The organism is Prevotella sp. oral taxon 376 (assembly GCF_003043945.1).
GTDB lineage: Bacteria > Bacteroidota > Bacteroidia > Bacteroidales > Bacteroidaceae > Prevotella.
The window spans coordinates 1,879,986-1,903,220 of the sequence record NZ_PYXG01000001.1 but is presented as its reverse complement, the minus strand read 5'-3'; the positions used below and the strand labels follow the sequence as shown (position 1 = coordinate 1,903,220).

The window sequence follows — 23,235 nt, the reverse complement described above, 5'->3', positions numbered from 1 at the left end:
GCTATTCGGTTACTCTTATGGGAGTAATATCAAAGTTCCGCTTGGCCCAGTCTATCAAACTAAGGATGTTGGGCATTAGACTTTTGCCCCGTCCTGTAAGGGAATACTCCACCCGTGGCGGCACCTCCGGATAAGCCACGCGACTGATGAGGCCTATCCGCTCGAGGTTTTTCAGCGTCGCCGACAGCATCTTGGGCGAACAATCCCACATTGCGCTCTTGATATCACGGTATCGCAGGGCGCTGTTTTGTGCGTTATAGATGGAATAAAGCACCACTAAAGACCACTTGTCGCCAAACTTGCTTATGACCTGCCGTATCGGGCAAGCCAAATAATCGCCAGGAATCGTATCGTCTACCATCATATTCTGTTTCAGGCAAAAGTATAAAATAGATACCAGATAACCTACATGCATGAAGTTAATGATAGTTAAAGTTGATTCCGGAGGTCCCAACAACCATCCAATTTCCACCTTTTGGTAACAGCGTTACCTTAGCGTAACCTCTTGCGGAATCCAAAAAGATTGACTATCTTTGCAGCGTTAAAGAAAGTAATTCATTAAAAAGAAAGGAAGTAAAAATGAAGAATGTCGTCTTAATCGGAGCCACAGGATTCGTGGGTTCAGCAATCCTGAACGAGCTAATTGCCCGCGGTCATAAGGTTACAGCCATTGTACGCAACCCCGAAAAGTTATCCCAAAACGAGAATTTAACGATCGTCAAGGAGGATGTAGCCAATGTAGATGCTATCGCAAGACTCGCGACGGGCAAAGATGCTATCATCTCCGCCTACAATCCTGGCTGGACGAATCCGGATATTAAGAAGCTGATAGAGAGCAATTACCCCAAGATTCTTGAGGCTGCCAAGAAGTCTGGTGTCGGTCGACTGCTGATTGTCGGCGGCGCGGGGACACTTTTTGTCAAACCCGGCCTTCGCGTCGTAGACTCCGGGGCGATACCCGCAGAGATCATGGACGGCGTTCGTCCGCTCGGCGACTTCTACCTCAACACCTTAGCAAATGAGCAAGACATCGACTGGGTATTCTTCTCTCCCGCGGGTGCTTTCGACGAGAAGGGCGAGCGCACAGGGCAATTCCGCTTAGGAAAGGACGACCTGATTATCGACGCGAAGACCGGAACGAGCCACATCAGCGTGCAGGACTACGCCGTCGCAATGGTCGACGAGCTCGAGAAAAGCGAGCATCACAAGGAACGCTTTACGATTGGATACTAAGAATTTAGCAGGAACACACAGACAGTTTGTCAAAGCTCCGACGCTTATCTAATATCTGAAGGAAAAGGGCTAAGCACCCCGACCTTCAGATTTTTCATGCTTTACAGGAAATGAAGCCTGCTTTTCAACAGTAAACCAAACCTATTCGTACTGGCTTAACTCCACCAGATTGCCGTCGGGATCATAGAGATACAGGCTCCGAATCTCGCCTTCAGCCCCATTACGCACGACGATTCCCGCCTCTATGGGATATTCCCGGCTTTCCAATTCTGCCCTTGCCGCCTCTATATCATCGACTATCAAGCAGAAGTCCTGACTGCCATACTGAGGGTTTCCAGCCGCCGGCAGATACTCCCCCTTTCGTGTATGGACGCTGATCTTACAGTCCCCGAAATGGAGACTATGGTGCCCCTGCCGCTCCCGATGCTCCATTCCGAGCACGCCCACATAGAACGCAAGACAGCGATTAAGGTTCTGCGTGGTAATGACCAAATGGTCAATATGATGAATTTTCATATCAATGCTTCAAGGGGAAATCATTTTTTCCGGTTCCGGATTTCGCTTTTATCAATCACCACATACACCGTGTCGACCACCCGAGCCTGCGTCCGCCCCGGCGAAACATGCTTCAGGGGATTGGCAAAGTTCCTGTCAAGCACACGGACATCATCCACGAAGTAATCCGTCTCGCCGCGATTTTGCAAGACATTCTTGAGTCCCCATACCTCATGATACCTGATTTTCAACTTCCATCCTTCTATTTGAGCCTGCTTCATCAGGGCAATGAGTGAGTCCTGATCATGCCGGTCGCGGTCGAAAGAAAAGCTGAAAGGCTCACCACTCGTATTCATACCCGTCTGCGTTAGGTTTAACCGCCCTTCCCATGAGTCCCAGATTACGCCCTTCCGGGTAAACTCCACAAGGTTCCCCACTTTCTCTCCGTTGGAATAGTTTTCCTTGCAAGCCGTGAGGGCAAGACAGAGGAGAATCGCCCACAATGGCAATGACTGCTTTTTCATATTACCTCCAATTTTAGTTATTATCACTGCAAATATAGCATTTATTTTCTAATGTCGGACATCAAGGTCGATTCCTCCCGACGATAGGCATCCCCCGCGTCGTATCCATCAGGGCTGTATTTTTCGATTTCATGTGCCGCTGTTTTCATCATTCACTACTTATGGCTACAAAAATAATAAAAACATGCCAAACGGCCTACATCAGCTCTTGTATTTTCGAGCGCCTGCACCCAAAAGGCCGAAGGCCTGAAAACGCGCAGACAGGTGGTGGAGCAAAGCGGAACCCCTGCTCAAACGGTAATAAAAAGATGAACCCCGAAGGGGTGGAAAAGCTCATCGGGAACGATGGGGGAACCCAATACTCAAAAACACCTAATCCGAAAAGGCAAACAATTTGTCATACTCTACCCCATAAGCGCTCAGGAAAGCCTTGTATTCTTCACGGAAAGAACGCTTCTGGTGGTGGCGAGACTGATTGCGGATATACAGGGCCGTCCGCTCCAGAACAGACGGACTGACAGAAAAGGCACCATATCCCCTTTGCCAAGAGAAAGCCGCATAACGGATATCTGCCCGCCGAAGCCATCGGCTGCTGTTGGCTTTGATGGAACGAACGAAATTCGACAAACTCATGGTCTTCGGCAACGAGGTCAAGACATGGAGGTGATCGGGCATGCCTCCAATTTCAATGGGTATCCCATCCAGATGTCGGATGATGCCGGCAATGTAACGAGACAAGGTGGGGAGATCATCCGGACGGACTGTAATGCTCGTGCTACTTACATGAAAAATAAGGTGGATGTCGATTTTAGTTAGCGTGCCGGCCATGGCTGTTTGTCATATTCAGGAGATAAAAATTCCACTCTTTCAGAGTTCCTATCCTGTTGGTTTCTTTCACGGAGGTTCCGCTTCGCTCCACCTCCGTCTGTATATTGTCAGGCTTTCAGCCTTTATCGCCATAGAAGAGGCCGTGCGGTCAATCCATGGGAGAATGGACTGGCACACGGATAAACTTCTCAGGACGCTCACGCCAGGGAAGTCCCTGAATCACCAGAACGCTGTCGTGCAGCTCCCGGAGGAGGCAACGATAGGTGCGGACGCCCTGATAGTCGAGCACGAGGGTATCGCCTACGACCTTGAAAGACTGAAAGCACAGGATCGTGTCGCCTATGGCCGGGTCGTAACAGGCATCGGAATCGGTAAAGGAAAGCGTCGCCGACATGTTCAGCGGGCGACGGCTCACGCTCTGCCAGTCGCCATAGAGGTCGTGCGGCCGAATCGTCCCGTGGGGTTCAGAACAACCGACAAGAATGAAAAGTAGGAACGCAATCTTCTTCATGAATACTAAATCCATTGGATTCCACCTGCCATACAAACGAACGCGGATGACCGCAGGCGGGATAAATGACAGCAAAGAGAATGACAAAATCGGCGAATTCGTCGCTCAATTTCGGCGATTTCGTCCCACAATCTCGCCGATTTTGTCATTCTCTTTGCCGCTTTCTTCCCGACAGGCATGGGTTATCGCCATTCTTCCGGGCAATTATCCATGCCTCAGGCGATAATGGGCCTGTATCTCCAAACTTACTTCTGGAGTTTCAAATCATAGTTCAAGGCAGTGCCAGCAGCCTCCTTCAGGTCGTCAGAAACCATGCGCAAGGTGGAATCGTTGAGCACGAGGAAGTTGTAAACATTGTCCTTGTCTCCTGTCTTCAGCATATAGTAGGTTTTCCCCGGCTCGCCCTTACCCTTCAAAATTTCGGCCGTTCCCGTGTAGGAAAAGGTCGCGCCGACCTCGTTTTCAGACTTCAGATATTCTTCCGCAAGGCTGAATCCATTTGTCGAATCCTGTGCTACGGCAAGGCGATAGCGGATGCCGAAAACATCAGCGGCAGGAAGCACACCTGTATAAACAGCCGAATCTGCGGCCACAGAGTCCAAAGAATCAACACCCTCCGCATTTCCCGCGGTCTTTCCATTTCCACACGCAGCGAGCAATGCACAAGCTACTGCGAATAAAATCACTTTTTTCATTTGTCTGTCTTAATTGAATTTAATTACTCATATATAACCGTTCCCGTCCGGGAATATTGCATAGACCACCCGGAAATCAGGCTTCATTGGGTATCCAAATCAGAAAACCTCCTGTGTTTCTTCCAATAATATTGCCAGAGAATGCTGTAAGGCTTTCGGTCCTGAATATCTCCCGACACCTTGGTTTGCTGAATGCGCTCCCTGTCAGCCTTAAAGTCGGGCAACCATCTCTTGAACGCCCGCCTTGCCTTGAATATGGCCTTGAAGTCAGAGAAATTACGATTCACGACAAGCGTCTCGAAGGCTGCCAGATAATCCAGGAACCAGCGCCAGCGCATCACGGGGTGAAGGTCTGCATCGGGAAGGTTCTTGTAAAGCATCGTAAGATTGTTGCGAAAGTTCAGGAATGTCTTCATCGGGTTTCCCTTAGGCAATGTTCCCCCTCCGACATGGTAAACCTCACTCTCCGGAACGCAATAAATCTTCCGGCCCAAAAGGCGCAGACGCCAACAGAGATCTATCTCCTCGTTATGGGCGAAGAATCTTCCGTCCAGTCCCCCGACACTCCAGTAATCCTTGCCGCGAATCAGCAGACAGGCTCCGGTGGCCCACATGATCTCCGTGCAATAATTATATTGCCCATCATCAGGTTCTACGGTATCGAAAACACGGCCTCGACAGAACGGATAGCCCAGCCTGTCAAGGAACCCTCCGCTTGCTCCGGCATACTCAAAACGATCTCTGTCGTCCATGGAGAGAAGCTTGGGCTGGCATGCGGCAACCTCGGGATGGCTGTCCATAAACTCCAGAAGTGGGGTCAGCCAATGGTGGGTAACCTCTATATCTGAATTCAGAAGCAGATAATACTCTGCCTCCACTTGGGCGAGCGCCTTGTTATAACCCTCGGCAAAACCATAGTTTTGATCAAGCTGAATCGTCGGCACTTCGGGGAAATGCTCCCTCAAGAAATTCATGGAACCGTCTGTAGAAGCATTGTCCGCCACGATAACCGTGGCCTCATCACGAGAATACTCGAGCACGGTGGCAAGATATCCGGCCAGCATCTTCTGCCCGTTCCAATTCAATATAACGATTGCCACTTTCATTGCAATAGCACTTTCAAGGCCGTCCTGTCGTGATTGAAGTCCCCAAGACGCACCGTAACCAACTGATTATCGAATTCCCCACGAGCTTCTCGCGGTGGCAGTTCCACGCGGATATAGTTTTTCGTAAAACCGTGCATGGCTTTTCCTCTTGACGCTTTCTCAAAAAGCACCTCCGCCTCCTGGCCGATATGGGCGGCATAGAAAGCATGCGTTTTCTCATCGCTCAATTCGAGAAGGCGATGTGAGCGCATTTTCTTGTCTTGATCACTGACCACATAGGGGATGGAGAGGGCCGATGTGCCCGGCCGCTCAGAATATGGAAACACATGCAACTGGGTTACATCCAATCCTTTCAGAAACTCATAACACTCCTCGAAGTGCTCCTGATGCTCACCCCTGCATCCTACCATGACATCGACTCCTATGAAAGCGTCGGGCATCAGCTGTCTGATCAAGTGAATCTTATGCGCAAACAACGCCGCGTCATAACGGCGATGCATGAGCTTCAGGACATGGTTCGACCCACTCTGCAAGGGTATATGAAAGTGCGGCATGAAAGCACGGCTATGGGCACAGTAGTCTATCAACTCGTCGTCCAGCAGGTCTGGTTCCAAACTGGAGATACGAAAACGCTCGATGCCCTCAACCTTGTCCAACGCTTTTACGAGATCTACAAAGCTTTCATGCGTGGTCTTGCCGAAGTCGCCGATGTTCACACCCGTAAGAACCACTTCCTTTCCACCCTCCCGGGCGGCCTGTTCAGTCTGCTCCACCAAAGACGCGATAGATGGATTTCGCGAGAAACCCCGCGCATAGGGTATCGTGCAGTAAGTACAGAAATAACTGCACCCATCCTGAACCTTCAGGAAATAACGGGTTCTGTTTCCACGAGAGCAAGAGGGCTGAAAAGTCTGGATGTCCTTGGTCTTCACGGAGTGAAAACGATGAAGATGCCCATTGTCGCGCTTTCCCGAAGTCCAGGCATCGGAAAGATACTGTATCAGGTTTGCCTTCTCATTACTTCCAAGGACCAGATCTACACCATCGATTGCGGCAAGCTTGCCTGATTCCAACTGCGCATAGCACCCTGTTACGACAACAAATGCTCCCGGATTTTCCTTGACCATCCGCCGGATGGCCTGCCGGCACTTGCGATCAGCAACTTCTGTTACCGAGCATGTGTTGATCAAGCATATATCTGCCCTTTCCCCTTTGCCAACCGCATGCACCCCCATATCCGAGAGCATTTTGCCAAATGTGGATGTCTCCGAGAAATTGAGCTTGCATCCCAATGTATAGTAAGCTGCCGTTTTTCCTTGAAACGCAGACGAGTCTATCATACCTTATTTAATTATAGATGCAAAGGTAGTAAAAAGATTAGATATGCCAACATGCAGGGAGTAGATTTTTAGGAAATTCAAGCTTTTGTTTACGAGCGCAGAAAGTTTAACTTTTGTTAGCAGTTTTGAATCTTTTGATAATCAATTAGTTACAAAAAAGTTACAAAGAGCCGAGAAAAAAGTCGCAAAAAAATGAACGCCGTATAAAAAAAATAATTACCTTTGCATCGTTTTAATAAACATAATAGTTGTTTTACAGATTAAAAAGCAAAGAAAATGAAGAAATTGGTTTTAATGTTCGTAGCTATCGCAGCTATCTCTTTCGCATCTTGTGGTAACAAAACTGCTGCTCCTACTGAGACAGCTGATTCTGATACCGCAGTAGTTGATACAACTGTTGCTGATAGCGCAGCTGTTGATACCGCAGCCGTTGCAGAGTAAACTCGAACTGAAAAATGAGAGAAACGACCGCTCGGGGCTAAGCCTTGAGCGGTTTTTCGTTTGCCACTATCCAACATTCGCAAACCCAATACCCCTTGAATGAGCAGCTCATTCAAGGGGTATTGGGTATGAAGCCACAAAATCTTTAGTATTCTCCCCAAGCCTTGATATCAATGTCTTCAGGTCTCAAAGTACAAAAGGCATTGATAAAAGCACCAGCCAGACGGCTATTGGTAATCAATGGAATATTCAAATCTATGGCCGCACGACGAATCTTGTAACCATTGGTCAACTCATGCGGCGTAAGGTCCTTCGGTATATTTACCACCATATCAATCTTATGCTCATGCATCAAGATTAGTGCCTGCGGCTCTAAACCTTCGTCGGAAGGCCAATAAACACGGGTATTCTCCACTCCATTCTCAGCAAGATACTTTGATGTTCCTCCCGTAGCATAAAGTTCATATCCTTGGCCCTTAAGCCTGCGTGCGGCATCCAGCATCTCTGCCTTTTGCTTTGCCCCACCCGTAGAGAGAAGTATTGTGTGCTTAGGTATGCGATGTCCTACACTCAACATAGCCTTCAACAACGCTTGATTCGTATCATCACCAAGACATCCGACCTCACCTGTAGAACTCATGTCTACTCCTAAGACCGGATCCGCCTTCTGTAAGCGGTTAAAAGAGAACTGGCTTGCCTTGATTCCCACATAATCGAGGTCGAAAAGATTCTTGTTTGGCTTCGCTACAGGAATCCCTAACATCACCTTTGTGGCAAGCTCAATGAGGTTCAGCTTGAGCACTTTGCTCACAAACGGGAATGAACGAGACGCTCGCAAGTTACACTCTATCACCAGGATATCATTCTCACGGGCCATAAACTGAATATTAAAAGGTCCGTTGATATGGAGGGCGGAAGCTATCTCACGACTCACTCGCTTGATGCGCCTTACTGTTTCCACATAGATCTTCTGCGGTGGAAACTGAATCGTCGCATCGCCTGAATGCACTCCCGCAAACTCAATATGCTCGCTAATTGCATACGCAAGGACTTCTCCATTCCGCGCAACGGCATCCATTTCTATTTCCTTCGCATTCTCGATAAACTTCGACACCACGACGGGATGATCTTCACTTACATTAGCTGCAAGCTGCAAGAAACGATGCAGTTCATCTTCATTGGAGCAAACATTCATAGCCGCGCCCGAGAGTACATAGGACGGGCGCACCAAAACCGGGAAGCCCACCCGATGGACAAACTTATCAATATCTTCCATGTTCATCAAGGCACTCCACTCCGGTTGATTGATTCCACGATCGGTAAGCATGGCAGAGAACTTTGCCCGGTCTTCTGCCTTGTCTATATCCCTGGCGGCCGTACCCAAAATAGGAACATTTGCAGCATCAAGCCACAATGCCAGATTGTTAGGAATCTGCCCCCCTGTAGATATAATTACACCATGCGGAATCTCCAATTCAATAATATCCATGACACGCTCGAAGGTGAGTTCGTCGAAATAGAGACGGTCGCACATATCATAATCAGTAGATACCGTCTCGGGATTATAGTTGATCATGATAGAGCGATAACCTTCTTTGCGTATCGTACTCAAAGCCTGAACTCCACACCAATCAAACTCAACAGAACTCCCGATGCGATAAGCTCCCGATCCCAAAACGATGACCGAGCGTTTGTCATTATAAAACTCTAAGTCTGAGAGCACGCCAGAATAGGTAACATAGAGATAGTTGGTCTGTGCAGGATACTCCGCGGCAAGTGTATCAATCTGCTTTACGACTGGCAAAATAGCATAGTTCTTGCGCAAATTACGAACAACCAAAGCTGCCTTGTGCATGTTTCCGATCTCATGTTCCAACCCTACGGCACGAGCTATCTGGAAATCCGTGAACCCATAAACCTTTGCTTTGCACAACAGTTCCTTGCCAAGCGTATTGATATTACACCTCTTCAAGGTCTCATCGATATCGATTATTCGCTTCAGCTTTTCAAGAAACCACTTGTCTATCTTGGTCAAATCATGTATCTGGTCAACCGTATAACCTCTATGCATTGCCTTGGAAATCACGAAGACACGCTTATCCGTAGGTTCTTGTAAGGCTGCATCGATATCATCTATTTCAAGTTCCTTGTTCTCAACGAAGCCATGCATGCCCTGTCCTATCATACGGAGCCCCTTCTGTATGGCCTCCTCAAAAGTGCGACCAATAGCCATCACTTCTCCCACGGATTTCATGCTTGAGCCCAACTCCTTGTCTACGCCGCGAAACTTGGAAAGATCCCACCGCGGAATCTTGCACACAACATAATCGAGAGCTGGTTCAAAGAATGCGCTCGTTGTCTTTGTTACGGAATTCTTCAATTCAAAAAGGCCATACCCCATGCCAAGCTTTGCCGCCACAAAAGCCAATGGATAACCCGTGGCTTTCGATGCCAATGCAGAAGAACGACTCAGACGGGCATTCACCTCTATGACACGGTAATCCTCACTCTTGGGGTCAAAAGCATACTGCACATTGCATTCGCCTACAATCCCAATGTGGCGGATAATCTTGATAGACAACGCACGCAGCTTATGATATTCACTGTTGCTTAGCGTCTGAGACGGAGCTACGACTATCGACTCGCCTGTATGAATGCCAAGCGGATCGAAATTTTCCATATTACATACCGTAATACAATTGTCATATCTATCCCGCACAACCTCATATTCGATCTCTTTCCAACCCTTTAGGCTTTTCTCCACAAGAACTTGCGGTGAGAATGAAAATGCTTTCTCGGCAAGCTTATTGAGGTCGTCTTCATTGTCCGCAAATCCACTACCAAGTCCACCCAAGGCATAAGCGGCACGGATAATAACAGGATAACCCAAATCTGAGGCCGCCTTACGAGTTTGCTCAATGCTCTCACAAGCCTCACTGCTGATGGTTTTCACCTCTATCTCATCCAGTCTTTTTATGAAAAGCTCTCGGTCTTCTGTATCTATTATGGCTTGAACAGGAGTACCCAGAACTTGTACATTATATTTCTGGAGTACACCGCTCTTATAGAGTTCCACTCCACAATTAAGAGCTGTCTGCCCTCCAAAACTAAGCAATATCCCATCCGGCCTTTCCTTCTCGATAACCTTTTCAACGAAATATGGCTGTACCGGCAAGAAATATATCTGGTCGGCAACACCTTCGGAAGTCTGCACAGTAGCAATGTTCGGATTAATGAGTACGGTAACCACGCCTTCTTCTCTCAAAGCTTTCAAAGCCTGTGAGCCAGAATAATCGAACTCTCCAGCTTCCCCAATCTTCAATGCTCCCGAACCAAGCAATAATACCTTCTTTATATTTTCGTCCTTCATGATATTTTACTTTAATGCTTCCACAAATTTGTCAAACATAAACTCCGTATCTAATGGGCCAGAACATGCCTCCGGATGAAACTGGCTGGAAAACCACGGATTTTCCTTATGGCGGATGCCCTCGTTGCTGCCGTCATTCATGTTGACAAAAAGTTCTTGCCAGTCCCGGCCCAGGGTAGTAGCATCCAAGGCATAACCGTGGTTCTGAGAAGTTATATAACACTTTTCTGTTCCGACTAAACGGACAGGCTGATTGTGAGAGCGATGACCATATCTCAACTTATAGATGACAGCCCCCGATGCCTTTCCCAACAACTGGTTGCCCATACAAATGCCACAAATAGGCTTTCGGGAAATCCCCATCTGCTTTCGTATAATCTTCACCGCATCCTCACAGGTATCAGGATTGCCAGGTCCATTGGCCAGAAAAAGACCGTCAAAGTCCATCCCTGTGTAGTCATAGTTCCAAGGCACCCTGATTACTTCCATATTCCGATTAACCAGTTCACGAATTATATTTGCCTTGACACCACAATCTACCAATACAACTTTTTTCCCTGCACCTTCATTATATCTAATGATAGTTTTGCAACTTACCCTATCAACAAAATTAACACCTTCATAATTAGCTTCCGGGAAACTATCCGGCTCGTCGTCAAAAAGAATCCGTCCCATCATCACACCATGTTCACGAAGAACCTTGGTAAGCTCCCGCGTGTCTATGCCCATAATACCTGGCACATGCTCACGCCTCAACCAGTCCGCAAGACTCTCTACCGCATTCCAATGAGAATACTGCTCACTATAATCTGAAACAATGAGAGCCGATGCATAAATCTTATCACTTTCCATAAAAGATGGGAGCCCACTCGATTCCGTCGTGAAAGGGGGCACTCCATAATTACCCACTAATGGGAATGTCAGTGCCAGCAACTGACCTGCATACGATGGATCAGTAAGGCTTTCAGGGTATCCCATCATTGCCGTATTAAATACGACCTCACCGGCTACTGGAGCTTCGTATCCAAATGATGTCCCATGAAATTTTGTACCATCTGATAAGATTAAAGTTACATTTCTCATTATAATCAGAATTTTTGTTCGTATTGATAAACTCTCTCTATATAATTAACAAAAGCTTGATTACAAAGCTTCGTTCCTCCAGGGGTTGGATATTTCCCTGTGAAATACCAATCCCCCTTATGTTCGGGTATTGCCTTATGTAAGCCCTCAATAGATTGAAAGACCAATTCTATCGGCGTCGTTACGCCAACGGGGCGCAACATCTCCACAATTTCCTTACTTATGTCTTCCACGCTAAATAGATTATAAACATCCCGAACGCAATTGCGCATCTCGCCCTTTGGCTTCAAAAGCTCTTGCTGACAATTATGGTAGGTATCATCTATCAGCTGATACAGCCCTCTGTCCTTTAATAATTCCATGGCTGCCCTGAATGCACAAAACTCCTCTAACCGAGGCATATCAATGCCATAATAATCAGGATATCGAATCTGAGGAGCACTGCTAACCACTACAATTTTCTTAGGATGCAACCTGTCAAGAATACGGATAATACTCTCTTTCAATGTAGTACCACGAACGACGCTGTCATCTATGATTACAAGCTTGTCCACATAAGGCTCTATGCTTCCATATGTTATGTCATACACATGCGAGGCCAGATCATTTCTTGAATTACCTTCCGTGATAAAAGTGCGAAGCTTAATGTCTTTCCAGGCAACCTTTTCACTTCTCACAAAGGGGCTTAGTATCCTATCCAATTCCTCATGCGTAGGGGTATGTCCTAAATTTAAAATCGCATGGATTTTCTTTTCATGCACAAACTTACGGAATCCCTCTAAAAGTCCATAGAGGGCAACCTCTGCCGTATTGGGAATAAAGGAGAAAACCGTGTGCTCAGTATCATTGTCCACGGCCGCCAAGACCGGCTGGGTAAGTTGCTCGCCTAATTTTTTGCGCTCCAAATAAATATCTTTGTCTGAACCTCGAGAAAAATAAATTCTTTCAAAGGAGCATGCAGAATCCCCCTTCTGGTCAAGAATCCGTTTCACCTCACATTCTCCGCTACGCTTCACCAATAAAGCACAGCCGGGAGGAAGTTCTTGTATGTCCTCACATTCCAGTTCGAATGTAGTCTGTAATACCGGGCGTTCAGAAGCGACAACTACAATTTCATCATTCCTATAGTAATAGGCCGGGCGAATAGCCCATGGATCCCGCATGGAAAACATCTCGCCCGAGCCGGTAAGGCCACACACCACATATCCTCCATCAAAGTTTTCCATAGATGTCTTGAGCATATTACTCATTTCTACATGGTCTTCAATATAATGCGTGATATCTGTATCCTCCAGGCCTCTCTCTTGAGCCTCAACGAAGTTTCTCTCCACTTCCCTGTCAAGCCTGTGCCCCATTAATTCGAGCATAATATAGCTGTCGCTATAGATGCGAGGGAATTGCCCTTGTCGGGTAAGTCTCTCAAAAATCTCTTCAATATTAGTCATATTGAAGTTGCCGCAGAGGCAGAGATTCTTGGCTCTCCAGTTATTTCTACGAAGAAAAGGATGAACAAAGCGTATGCCTTTCTTTCCCGTCGTAGAATATCTCAAGTGCCCCATATACAGTTCTCCGGCAAAAGTCAGGTTTTCCTTGACATATTCCACATCATTCAATTGTTCCTGGGAAAAATCTTTATGCTGGGAATAAATATTGGAAAATATATTCTGTATGGCGTCTTTCCCTTCTGCGCGCTCTCGAAACATATATTCATTACCAGGCTGCGCCTTTAACTTAACACAGGCTATACCTGCTCCCTCCTGGCCGCGATTATGTTCTTTCTCCATCATGAGATAGAGTTTATTGAGTGCATACATCCATGTACCATACTTCTGATGGTAATATTCCAATGGCTTTAGCAGTCTAATAAGTGCTATTCCACATTCATGTTTTAGTGATTCCAATTTATATGCCCTTTATTTCAACTAACAAACTACGAACTTTTTTGACTTTCTTTCAAAAGAAAAATGAAGAATGTAATGTCTTGGGTCATTGTCATTCTTCATTTTTCATATTTCTTAGTTTCTCACTATGTTTACGACTAAGGCGGCCACCGAGGTTACGATACTCACGAGCGAGAACCAGATGGTCGTCGATTGGCCGATTCCCGAGTTTTTGGCTTTAACCTTATTGGGTTCTACATAGATTACATCATTCTGCTGTAAATAATAATAGGGAGAATTTATGATGTGCGCATCATTCAAGTTCAAGCGGTGCGCTCTCTTCTCGCCATTAGCGTCCTCGCGAATCAAGATGATATTGTTACGCTTGCCATAGATGGTCAAGTCGCCTGCTTGGGCAAGAGCTTCGAGAACACTCATTTTCTCTGTCTCAACCTGAACAACCTTAGGGGAGGCAACCTCACCCATGACCGTAACATGATAACTTGACATACGAACCGTAACAATCGGAATCTCGGTCTTTGAAAGATAAGGCGCTATCTTGCTTGTAACCAAATCCTGGCACTCATTCTTAGTCAGACCGGCAACATGCAATTTCCCCACAACCGGGAAATTAATATAACCATCGTTATCAACCAGATAACCCTGAAGAGAGCCAGAACCTCCGTTCAGTTGGCCTTTGGAACCAATACTGTTAGATATAGCCAGGTTAAATGGCAGCGCAGCTTCCGGAGTCAGAGTGTTTACGGTGATGGTAAGCATGTCCTTGGGCATGATCTTTGCATCATACAGGCCTCTTGAAGCCGCGAGACTAACAGAATCAATATTCTGGAAATAAGCCACTTTCTTGCTGCCTGCACAACTTCCGACAAGCACAATCATCAGCAATGCGATGAATGGAATCAGGTTTTTTTTCATATTATAAAATTTCGTGTTGCCCATAAAAATCAAGCAAATTTAATACTATTTTTTGAAAGTTGCAAAGATTTAGCGAATTAATTAACAAAATTCTCAGAAATCAAAGAATCTGAAATAGCGATAGGCGTTGTTATAACTAATGTCTTCAACCATGCGACAAAGCGGCTCGCCGTCTGCGGGCAACAGCCCATTTTCCACCTCACTCCCCAGGATATTGCACAACAATCTTCTGAAATACTCATGGCGGGGATAGCTTAAGAACGAGCGGGAGTCGGTAAGCATTCCGACAAAGCGAGACAATAGCCCAAGATTGGAGAGCGCCTCCATCTGCCTGCGCATGCCATCCAGATTGTCATTAAACCACCACCCCGCTCCAAACTGCATCTTCCCGGGTTCACTTCCGTCCTGGAAATTACCTATCATGGAGGCCACCATTTCATTGGCACTGGGGTTCAGGGTGTAAATGATGGTCCTGGTCAGTTTGCTTTCTGAATTCAGGTAATTGAAAAAATGGCTCATCGCCAAGGCCGTGTCGCATTCTCCTATCGAGTCAAAACCCGTGTCTGGACCTATCTGTTTGAACATCCTTTGGTTATTATTCCGCATCGGCCCATAGTGAAACTGTTGTGTCCAATCCGCATCGGCATCCATTTCCGCGTTCAAGGCAAGGAAACTCTTCTTGTATTGGTGTATCTCCTGGACACTCAACTGCATGCCCCGCATGGCTTTGGAGAAAATCGTCTCTATCTGGGAATCGGAATAAAACTCATCGTAAAACTTCTCTATACCATGGTCCGAGAGCCTGCACCCATTTTCTCCGAAGAAGTCGTGTCTCTTCTGCAGGGCATCCATCAGGTCTTTAAATGTAACAATATTGGTATCAGAAACTTCTGCTAATTTGTTGATATAGTCATTGAATCCCATCTTGTCTATATCCATCGCCTTGTCAGGACGCCATGCCGGCAACACCTTGATTTCAAATCCACTGTCCCGGATTGCCCTGTGCCAACGAAGGTCATCTACGGGATCGTCAGTCGTACAGACGCATTTCACATTATATTTCCGCATCAATCCCCGTGCCGAGAATTCCGGCAGCAGCAGTTTCTCGTTACATTCATCATAGATTTCACGGGCGGTTTCTGGTGTCAATAACTTCTGAATGCCAAACGCGGTGCGCAGCTCAAGGTGCGTCCAATGATACAGGGGGTTCCTATATAAATAAGGTACAGTCTCTGCCCATTTCTCAAATTTCTCCCAGTCCGAGGCCTCCCCCGTTATATATCTTTCGTCAACACCATTACTCCGCATGGCTCTCCACTTATAATGATCGCCCCCAAGCCAAAGTTCCGTGATATTCTTAAACCGATGATCCTTAGCTACCATCCGAGGATCCAGATGGCAATGGTAGTCGATGATGGGCATTTTTGCCGCATGCTGATGAAAGAGATCCTGGGCGGTCTCCGTGTCCAACAGGAAGTCTTTATCCATAAATTGCTTCATGATGTATTTGACCTTTTAAGTGTTTTCATGTGCAAATATACTAAAAATTTTGGATTTGTGAGTTTTTTGACCTATATTTGCGGTAAAATACGACACAAAGGCGAATATGAAAAGAACCGAAAAAGTCCTTCTGATATACACAGGAGGTACCATCGGCATGGGGCGCAATCCTGAAACCGGCGCATTAGAGCCATTGGATCTCACCCATTTGGTGAATCTTCTACCAGAATTTCACTACATCAGGACAGGTGTAGATGTCTATCAGTTTGAGCCCATCATCGACTCAAGCGATATGAATCCGGAACTGTGGGCCCAGCTCGTACGAATCATTTCGGAGCGATATGAGCTTTACGACGGATTCGTGATTCTCCACGGAACCGACACGATGGCCTACACGGCATCAGCTCTCTCATTCATGTTGGAGAACTTGACAAAGCCTGTTATCCTCACCGGGAGCCAACTCCCGTTAGGGCAGTTGCGCACGGATGGCAAGGAAAACCTCCTGACCAGCATTGAACTGGCCTCCCAGCACAACCCCGACGGAACTCCCATTGCCCCGGAAGTGAGCATCTACTTTAACGGCGCGCTCCTCCGGGGGAACCGTTCTACCAAGCAGAATGCCGACGGCTTCGATGCCTTCGACTCCTTCAACTACCCGCATCTGTGTGATTCCGGCGTCAATTTCACCTTCCACAGGCACAACATTCTGAAACCGGATTTCTCAAAACCGATGACCCCCCACCTTGAAATGGACTGCAACATCATTGTGTTCTCCTTGTTTCCCGGCATTCAGGAGCCCGCCGTGAAACATGTGCTTGAGGCACCGGGACTGCGGAGCATCGTGATGAGAACCTATGGCAGCGGCAATGCGCCCCACGCCCCGTGGATGACCAAACTGCTGAAAGAGGCAAGCGCCAGCGGCGTCTGCATCGTCAATATCAGCCAGTGTATATCGGGAAGTGTCGAGATGTCGAGATACGATACGGGCTATCAACTTCAGGACGCGGGGGTCGTCTCGGGGCTTGACAGCACCGTAGAGGCCGCCATTGCCAAGCTGATGCACCTGCAGGCAAGATACGACGACTATGCCATCATCCGCAAGATGATGACCATGTCGCTGGCGGGAGAAATCACAATTTAGCCCTGTTCTGTAATTATTACAATGAAATATTTGGATTTTTTACAAAATCTTTATAACTTTGTGCCATATTAAATATAAATACAAACAAACAACATTATGAAAGATTTAAAAGGAACAAAGACCGAGAAGAACCTCCAGGAGGCTTTTGCCGGTGAGAGTCAGGCACGAAACAAGTACACATTTTTCGCAAGCAAGGCCAGAAAAGACGGCTACGAGCAGATAGCGGCTCTCTTCGAAGAGACAGCCAACAATGAGAAAGAGCATGCCAAGCTGTGGTTCAAATATCTTGAAGGCGGTGAAATCAAGGATACGATGAGCAATCTCGAGGCTGCCGCCAACGGTGAGAACTACGAGTGGACCGACATGTACGATCGCATGGCCAAGGAGGCCGAGGAGGAAGGCTTCAAGGAGATTGCTATCAAGTTCCGTGCCGTGGGTGCCATCGAGAAGCATCACGAGGAACGCTATCGCAAGCTTTTGAAAAACATCGAGGACGGCGTTGTGTTCTCCCGCGACGGCGACAGGATATGGATTTGCCGCAACTGCGGACACATCGTAGTAGGCCCCAAGGCACCAAAAGTTTGCCCTGTATGCCTCCACCCGCAAAGTTTCTTCGAGCTCCGGGCAGAAAACTATTAATCATTTCACGGCCATAGACTTAGGGCGGAACTTCTGGTTCCGCCCTTTTTATTGTCTGCCCCAGATCGCGCGGGCTCTCTTTATAAACGGCAGAACTTCTTAGTAAGGTGCCCCAGAAAGAATGGGAGGAAGACGGGCATTCGTGTCTTGTCGGGCAGAAAGCGGCAAACAGGCTGACGAAATCGGCGAGATTGTGGGACGAAATCGGCGAAATCGTGGGACGAAATCGCCGATTTTGTAAAATGAGACACCGCTGTTTCTATCGCTGAATGCTCTCGGCGCAATCTCCGATGGTATTCTCCATACTGAAAATGAGGTAAGAGGGCGAAGATCATGCCTATCGGTCAGGACGAGGATCCGCAAGTTTCTTATTTCCCTTCCCTGAGAGATCGGCAAATCTCCGGTCGCTGTCTATATGCGCAGATCCTTGAGTATCCGGGCCATCTTGTCCTTGGTCTCTATCCGGGTGGGTACCAATGGCAAGCGGAGCACATTCTCTATATAGCCCATATCGTTGAGCAGCGCCTTCACGCCGGCAGGATTCCCGTCGACGAACAGCAGCTTATAGAGCTCCGTGAACATGTGATGAATCTTGCGGGCAGGCTCGTATTCTCCCTTAAATTCCAGCCGGATCATGCGTGAGAATTCCTTGGGAAGGGCATTTCCGATAACTGAAATCACGCCTACGGCCCCGCTCGCCACCATGGAAAAGGTCAGCGCGTCATCGCCGCTGATGACATCAAAGCGGTCGGGCTTTCCCTTGATGATCTCATCCACCTGCTCCAGAGAGCCGGAGGCTTCCTTCACTCCTACTATGTTCGGACAATCGTTGGCAAGGTGGATAAGGGTCTGGGGTTTCATGTTCACTCCCGTCCTGCCCGGCACATTATAGAGAACGAGAGGAAGCGGACTTATTTCGGCTATGGTCTTAAAATGCTGATAGAGCCCCTCCTGGGAAGGCTTGTTGTAATAAGGGCAGATGCTCAGGATGCCGTCAATGCCCGTCCAGTCGGTATTCAGAATCTCCTCAACAACCGCGCGGGTATCGTTTCCGCCACAATACTTCAGGACAGGAAGGCGCCCCTGGTTGATTTCGAGAACCAGCTTCGTTATCTTGTCCTTCTCTTCACGCGTCAGGCACGGCACCTCACCTGTAGTGGCAAGGATGCAGAAGAAGTCGGCCCCATTGTCAATCTGATACTCCACGAGTTGCTTCAAGGCTGCATAGTCCACCTCTCCCTCCGGCGTAAAAGGCGTAACGAGCGCTATCCCAAGTCCCTTAAAAATATGATATGCCATAATCGTGATGCTTGCGTAAAAGTCGTTCTGTCAGTCTCTGCATGCAAAGATATAAATTTTTCGAAAGACTTCCAAGACTTCTACATTATTTAATAAAATCTATTTTCAGCGGGTTCCCATCCAGAGAAAGAGCATACTGAGCAACACCAGGGCCAGGTCGGAGGCCTTGGAGCGCAGATTCTTCTCGTGAAAGAAAAGAGCCCCCATCAGGAAACTGACCACCACCGACGATCTCCTCACCATTGAGACGACGGAAATCATCGCGCCGGGAACGCTCAACGCATAGAAATAAACAAAGTCGGCCGCACTCAGAAAGAGGCTGATCAGCACGATTGCCCAGTCCCAATGAAATCCGTCCTGTGGCTGATGAGCCCGCGAAGACTTCCGCCTGAGGCCCCTATGACTGACAACCAGCACTACTCCCATCATCGCCATCTGATAAATGTTATACCAGCTTTGCACCGCCATGCGGTCTACCCCCACCCCGCCGTCGGCCGGCGAAGCCATCAGATATTTGTCGTATAGCCCGCTCAAAGCCCCCAGGACTGCCGCCGCCAGCAAGAAATACACCCATACATCGTGTTTAAAGTCAATGCCCTCCTTCTTCCCGCTGCGGCTTAGAAGGTAGAAGGAGAGGATGGCAAGCACGACTCCTATCCATTGCCAGACATTTAGCTCCTCGCCAAAAATCAGCAAGGCTCCCACCAGGGTCATCACCGGGCGGGTAGCATTGATAGGCCCCGCAATGGTCAACGGCAAATGCTTCAGGGCAAAATATCCGAAAGTCCACGAACTCAACACGATGCAGCTTTTCAGAAGAATATACTTGTGCAGCTCCCATCCACCGCCTCCCACATGAAAAATCGTGTGGTCAAGCACGCCTGTATTGGCAGACAGCAGGATGAAAGGCAGGAATATCAACGACGAGAAAAGCGTGTTCAGAAACAAAACCGCAACCACATCATTCCCCTTAAGAGATTTCTTCTTGCAGGCATCATAGAGACCCAACAAAGCCGCGGAGACAAAAGCTAAAGCCAGCCACATATTCGTTATCCTCAATATTGAATATCCCAGAGGAACAAGGCATTCCCCGGCATGCTCTCTCCCGCGTTCGAACGATTGCCGGAAGCTATGACCTGCCGGAATTCCTCCATTGAAATCTTCCCACGGCCCACATCCACAAGGGTGCCCACGACGGCCCTCACCATGTTGCGGAGAAACCGGTTAGCCGTAATCACGAACCTCCATCGCTTCACATCTCCGTCTTCCATCAACTCCCACCGGGCCTGAGTTACATCGCAAAGCGTAGTCTTCGCATCAGTCCCGGCCTTGCAGAAGGCTTCGAAATCCTTCACCTCGAGCAGCAGCCGGGCCGCCTCGTTCATCCGGTTGAAATCCAGCTGATAGGGCATCTCCAGCGAATAGTGTCTCAGGAAGGGGTCGCGACCGATATGAATGAAATAATGATAAGTGCGCGAAGTGGCTGAGAAACGGGCATGGAGGTCGCCAGCCACTTTCTCTATCCTGCTCACCGCTATATCCCGGGGCAGCATCCGATTGAGCCTATAGGTAAGCTGGGCCTCGTCAGAGACATCCTCGACATCGAAATGAGCCACCATCAGCCGGGCATGCACACCGGCATCGGTCCGACCGGCACCCGTTATCTCCACCGGCTTCCGCAGCAGAACAGACAGGCACGACTGGAGTTCTTCCTGCACGGAAATCCCGTTCGGCTGAATCTGCCACCCATGATACCGAGTGCCATCGTAACAGAGATAAATAAAATAGCGTTGCATCATTTCCGCTGCAAATTTATACAAATTATCCGATATGCGCAAAACATCATCACATAAATCAGCAATGCCTGCAGCCCGTTGATGCGGATATCCTCTATCGAGGCTCCCGGCAATGAGGCTATCCACCCCACCCCGGCGTTCATCCAGCCTGCCACAACCGACAGTCCCCGCGCTATGAAAGCCTGAGCAAGGGAAATCGGGCTCGCTATCAGCAGCAAGACCACGCCATACAGGATGCAAGTGGCACAGGGAATGACAATGAGGTTGGTGAGAAGAAAATAGCACGAAAACCGCCCGAAATAGAGCATGATGAGCGGTGCGACCCCTACCTGGGCAGCGACAGACACGATTACCAGACCAACAAGCCAGTTCAGGTGCCGCCGAGGATAGATGAGCAGGATACCCAAAACGGCCATGAAGGACATCTGGAACCCCACATCCCACAAAGTGTAAGGATTTATGACAAGCATAATGATTGCCGCCGTAGCCAAGGCGTTCAGCGACATCCTGTCGCGATTGAGGAGACTCATCAAGCCATAAATGGTTAGCATCGTTGCCGACCGCAGTACACTTGCCGACATGCCGACCAAAACCACATAGCTCCATATGGCCGCCAACGAGACCAGTTGTACCACCACATCCGGCCATCGCTGATAGATCTCCGTCGGTTTGCGAACCAGCTTGACCACACTTGTTATCAATAATACCAAGACTGCATATATAATGCCCAGATGAAGACCGCTCAAAGCAAGGATATGGCTTCCTCCGGAAATTGAATAATCGTCTCTAACCTGATTGGATATCATAGACTTATCACCAAGAGCCATAGCAGATATCAGGGCAAGGTTCTCTTCCTCTATGTTCAATTGCCGAAGTTTGTCTGTCAACTTGTGCCTGAACTTCAAGGCAGCAATCCTCACGCGCTGGAAATTAGATAGCCGCGCAAGCGAAATCTGGCGGCGAGCCCAACTGTCATGATAGATAAAAGTCTGTGCCTGAAACCCATGCACCTTCAACCATCGCGCATAATCAAAGCTCGAATTGGAAAAGGAATAGGAGGGCTCCTCTAACTTCGACTTGGCTGCGATTCCGTCTCCGACCTTCAGTCTTGTCCACGCATTTGTCAAAGTATCTCGCAATATAGAAGCCTTCACCTTGATGGGCTCTCGCATAGAAGTGATCAACAGGTCGCAGCGAAGAACCTTGCCTCTGACCTGCGGTTCGCTGACAACCACCGCCTCGTAGCCGATCTCGTGCTCGGGAAGCTGGATTTCCCGGGCATTTCTCACCTCCGTTAACGACCAAACGCCAAACATCATCGTTGAAAGCAGCAGGGCGACACTTTGGAAAACGGGCCTCTCGCGGGCTATGTTCACAGCAACCAGCAAGGCTATCATCACACCCAGCCATGCCACAGACGGCAGACTACCGCCCCATCGGTCGCCAATCAGAATCCCCAGAATGAGCGCGACTGCAATTCGCGTCATCGGGTAGAGCTGTATCTTGCCATTCACCTCCACAGACGCAAAGGTACAAATCTTTTCGGGAAACCATAGAGCCTGCCGTTAGATATTTTTCATGATTTTATGAGGATTTGTTTGAATTGTATCTAAAAATATGTATCTTTGCATTATGATATTCTATTTTTCTGGTACGGGAAATACTCGATGGGCCGCACAGCGCTTGGCTGACAGGCTTGACGAACAATTAATATACATCCCCGAGATGACAGAAAGAGATTGTCGTTTCATCCTTGAGAAAGGCGAAAGGCTCGGCTTCGTACTGCCTGTCCACGGCTGGCGTCCTCCCCAGATAGTAAGGAAGTTTATCCAGAAACTTGTCATCGAGGGAGCCATGGATTACACCTATGTGCTTTGGACGGCAGGAGACTCTATAGGAAAGGCTACTGAAATCCTGAGCGGCGACCTGCGGAAGAGAGAGATTGAACTGCATTCCGCTTTCTCCCTTATTATGCCCGAGTCGTATGTAGGCTTACCATTCATGGATGTTGACCCGCAAGAAAAGGAAATCGCAAAAAGGCAGAAGGCCGAAAAAGACCTGTCTGGCTTCATCAAAGACATAGAAGAAAGAAAGAAGGGAGTCGTCCGAACCGTCAAAGGACCTATCCCGTCATTCTTCAGCGGACCTGTCGGAGGCTTCTTCGTGAGGCACCTCATCACGGACAAACCTTTCCATGTGGAGAGGAAGAAATGCGTGAAGTGCGGAATCTGCGCGGATGTCTGTCCGGTGCATGATATCATCGGAGGATTGGGGAAAGAGCCCATGTGGAAACATAACGGGACCTGCCTGAGCTGCTTCACCTGTTACCACCACTGTCCGCACCATGCCATAGAATACGGAAACAGAACCCGGAAGAAAGGCCAATACTTCTTCGGACGAAACCATAGGTAAAGAATC

General features: G+C 48.1%; 22 protein-coding genes. 5 read left to right on the top strand and 17 right to left on the bottom strand.

Going from position 1 to position 23,235, the window contains the following annotated elements; all coding sequences use genetic code 11:
• Position 1 precedes the first annotated feature (1 nt).
• A complete protein-coding gene (locus C7120_RS08335) occupies positions 2–361 on the bottom strand; it encodes a helix-turn-helix domain-containing protein (protein WP_107621448.1) in 360 nt (119 codons plus the stop codon).
• 218 nt (positions 362–579) lie between these two features.
• Between C7120_RS08335 and C7120_RS08330 the strand changes: the two genes are divergently transcribed.
• Positions 580–1,233 (top strand): NAD(P)-dependent oxidoreductase, encoded by a 654-nt coding sequence (locus C7120_RS08330; protein ID WP_107621148.1) that lies wholly within the window; start codon positions 580–582, stop codon positions 1,231–1,233.
• 141 nt (positions 1,234–1,374) lie between these two features.
• Here C7120_RS08330 and C7120_RS08325 read toward each other — a convergent pair whose 3' ends face one another.
• The 7 genes from C7120_RS08325 to mtaB form a co-directional block, all read right to left on the bottom strand.
• The gene (locus C7120_RS08325; RefSeq protein ID WP_107621147.1) at positions 1,375–1,749 is read right to left on the bottom strand and encodes a VOC family protein; all 375 of its coding nucleotides are present in this window, start codon (positions 1,747–1,749) and stop codon (positions 1,375–1,377) included.
• A 20-nt stretch (positions 1,750–1,769) separates the two neighbouring features.
• Positions 1,770–2,252, bottom strand: coding sequence for a hypothetical protein (locus tag C7120_RS08320; RefSeq protein WP_107621146.1), 483 nt, complete (start codon positions 2,250–2,252; stop codon positions 1,770–1,772).
• Between the two features lie 372 nt (positions 2,253–2,624).
• Complete coding sequence (locus tag C7120_RS08315; protein WP_107621145.1) at positions 2,625–3,080, bottom strand: transposase; 456 nt, start codon at positions 3,078–3,080, stop codon at positions 2,625–2,627.
• A gap of 148 nt (positions 3,081–3,228) precedes the next feature.
• Positions 3,229–3,606, bottom strand: a complete 378-nt coding sequence (locus tag C7120_RS13780) for a hypothetical protein (RefSeq protein ID WP_146154226.1) — start codon at positions 3,604–3,606, stop codon at positions 3,229–3,231.
• A 230-nt stretch (positions 3,607–3,836) separates the two neighbouring features.
• The gene (locus tag C7120_RS08305; RefSeq protein ID WP_107621143.1) at positions 3,837–4,286 is read right to left on the bottom strand and encodes a copper resistance protein NlpE N-terminal domain-containing protein; all 450 of its coding nucleotides are present in this window, start codon (positions 4,284–4,286) and stop codon (positions 3,837–3,839) included.
• A gap of 83 nt (positions 4,287–4,369) precedes the next feature.
• Positions 4,370–5,392 carry a glycosyltransferase family 2 protein gene (locus tag C7120_RS08300; RefSeq protein WP_107621142.1) on the bottom strand — a complete coding sequence of 341 codons (1,023 nt, stop codon included), beginning with the start codon at positions 5,390–5,392 and terminating at the stop codon, positions 4,370–4,372.
• Positions 5,389–6,732, bottom strand: coding sequence for a tRNA (N(6)-L-threonylcarbamoyladenosine(37)-C(2))-methylthiotransferase MtaB (gene mtaB, locus C7120_RS08295; protein WP_107621141.1), 1,344 nt, complete (start codon positions 6,730–6,732; stop codon positions 5,389–5,391). The genes C7120_RS08300 and mtaB overlap by 4 nt, the downstream gene beginning before the upstream one ends.
• 276 nt (positions 6,733–7,008) lie before the next feature.
• Here mtaB and C7120_RS14035 point away from each other — a divergent pair, with 276 nt between their 5' ends.
• Positions 7,009–7,173 carry a hypothetical protein gene (locus tag C7120_RS14035; protein WP_199220676.1) on the top strand — a complete coding sequence of 55 codons (165 nt, stop codon included), beginning with the start codon at positions 7,009–7,011 and terminating at the stop codon, positions 7,171–7,173.
• Positions 7,174–7,318: 145 nt separating this feature from the next.
• Here C7120_RS14035 and carB read toward each other — a convergent pair whose 3' ends face one another.
• The 5 genes from carB to uxaC form a co-directional block, all read right to left on the bottom strand.
• On the bottom strand, positions 7,319–10,543 hold the full coding sequence (carB, locus tag C7120_RS08290) for a carbamoyl-phosphate synthase (glutamine-hydrolyzing) large subunit (RefSeq protein ID WP_107621140.1): 3,225 nt from the start codon (positions 10,541–10,543) through the stop codon (positions 7,319–7,321).
• Positions 10,544–10,549: 6 nt separating this feature from the next.
• Positions 10,550–11,626: a glutamine-hydrolyzing carbamoyl-phosphate synthase small subunit gene (carA, locus tag C7120_RS08285; protein ID WP_107621139.1), complete on the bottom strand. Its 1,077-nt coding sequence runs from the start codon at positions 11,624–11,626 to the stop codon at positions 10,550–10,552.
• Positions 11,627–11,631: 5 nt separating this feature from the next.
• Positions 11,632–13,527: an amidophosphoribosyltransferase gene (locus tag C7120_RS08280; RefSeq protein WP_107621138.1), complete on the bottom strand. Its 1,896-nt coding sequence runs from the start codon at positions 13,525–13,527 to the stop codon at positions 11,632–11,634.
• Between the two features lie 114 nt (positions 13,528–13,641).
• Positions 13,642–14,442 carry a polysaccharide biosynthesis/export family protein gene (locus C7120_RS08275; protein WP_107621447.1) on the bottom strand — a complete coding sequence of 267 codons (801 nt, stop codon included), beginning with the start codon at positions 14,440–14,442 and terminating at the stop codon, positions 13,642–13,644.
• A 93-nt stretch (positions 14,443–14,535) separates the two neighbouring features.
• Entirely contained in the window at positions 14,536–15,942 is a 1,407-nt protein-coding gene (gene uxaC, locus C7120_RS08270) for a glucuronate isomerase (RefSeq protein ID WP_107621137.1), read from the bottom strand.
• A gap of 106 nt (positions 15,943–16,048) precedes the next feature.
• On the opposite strand from uxaC, the gene C7120_RS08265 reads away from it, so the two are divergent.
• Positions 16,049–17,083 carry a type I asparaginase gene (locus C7120_RS08265; RefSeq protein ID WP_107621136.1) on the top strand — a complete coding sequence of 345 codons (1,035 nt, stop codon included), beginning with the start codon at positions 16,049–16,051 and terminating at the stop codon, positions 17,081–17,083.
• Between the two features lie 96 nt (positions 17,084–17,179).
• Entirely contained in the window at positions 17,180–17,722 is a 543-nt protein-coding gene (gene rbr / locus C7120_RS08260; protein ID WP_107621135.1) for a rubrerythrin, read from the top strand.
• 411 nt (positions 17,723–18,133) lie between these two features.
• Here the strand turns inward: rbr and dapA are convergent, their stop codons facing one another.
• The 4 genes from dapA to C7120_RS08240 form a co-directional block, all read right to left on the bottom strand.
• Entirely contained in the window at positions 18,134–19,021 is an 888-nt protein-coding gene (gene dapA, locus C7120_RS08255) for a 4-hydroxy-tetrahydrodipicolinate synthase (protein WP_107621134.1), read from the bottom strand.
• A gap of 105 nt (positions 19,022–19,126) precedes the next feature.
• Complete coding sequence (locus tag C7120_RS08250; protein ID WP_107621133.1) at positions 19,127–20,065, bottom strand: DMT family transporter; 939 nt, start codon at positions 20,063–20,065, stop codon at positions 19,127–19,129.
• Between the two features lie 11 nt (positions 20,066–20,076).
• Positions 20,077–20,817 carry a tRNA pseudouridine(38-40) synthase TruA gene (truA, locus tag C7120_RS08245; RefSeq protein WP_107621446.1) on the bottom strand — a complete coding sequence of 247 codons (741 nt, stop codon included), beginning with the start codon at positions 20,815–20,817 and terminating at the stop codon, positions 20,077–20,079.
• Complete coding sequence (locus tag C7120_RS08240; protein WP_146154225.1) at positions 20,817–22,304, bottom strand: ComEC/Rec2 family competence protein; 1,488 nt, start codon at positions 22,302–22,304, stop codon at positions 20,817–20,819. Before C7120_RS08240 ends, truA begins: the two co-directional genes overlap by 1 nt.
• A gap of 145 nt (positions 22,305–22,449) precedes the next feature.
• On the opposite strand from C7120_RS08240, the gene C7120_RS08235 reads away from it, so the two are divergent.
• The gene (locus C7120_RS08235; RefSeq protein ID WP_107621131.1) at positions 22,450–23,229 is read left to right on the top strand and encodes an EFR1 family ferrodoxin; all 780 of its coding nucleotides are present in this window, start codon (positions 22,450–22,452) and stop codon (positions 23,227–23,229) included.
• Positions 23,230–23,235 lie beyond the last annotated feature (6 nt).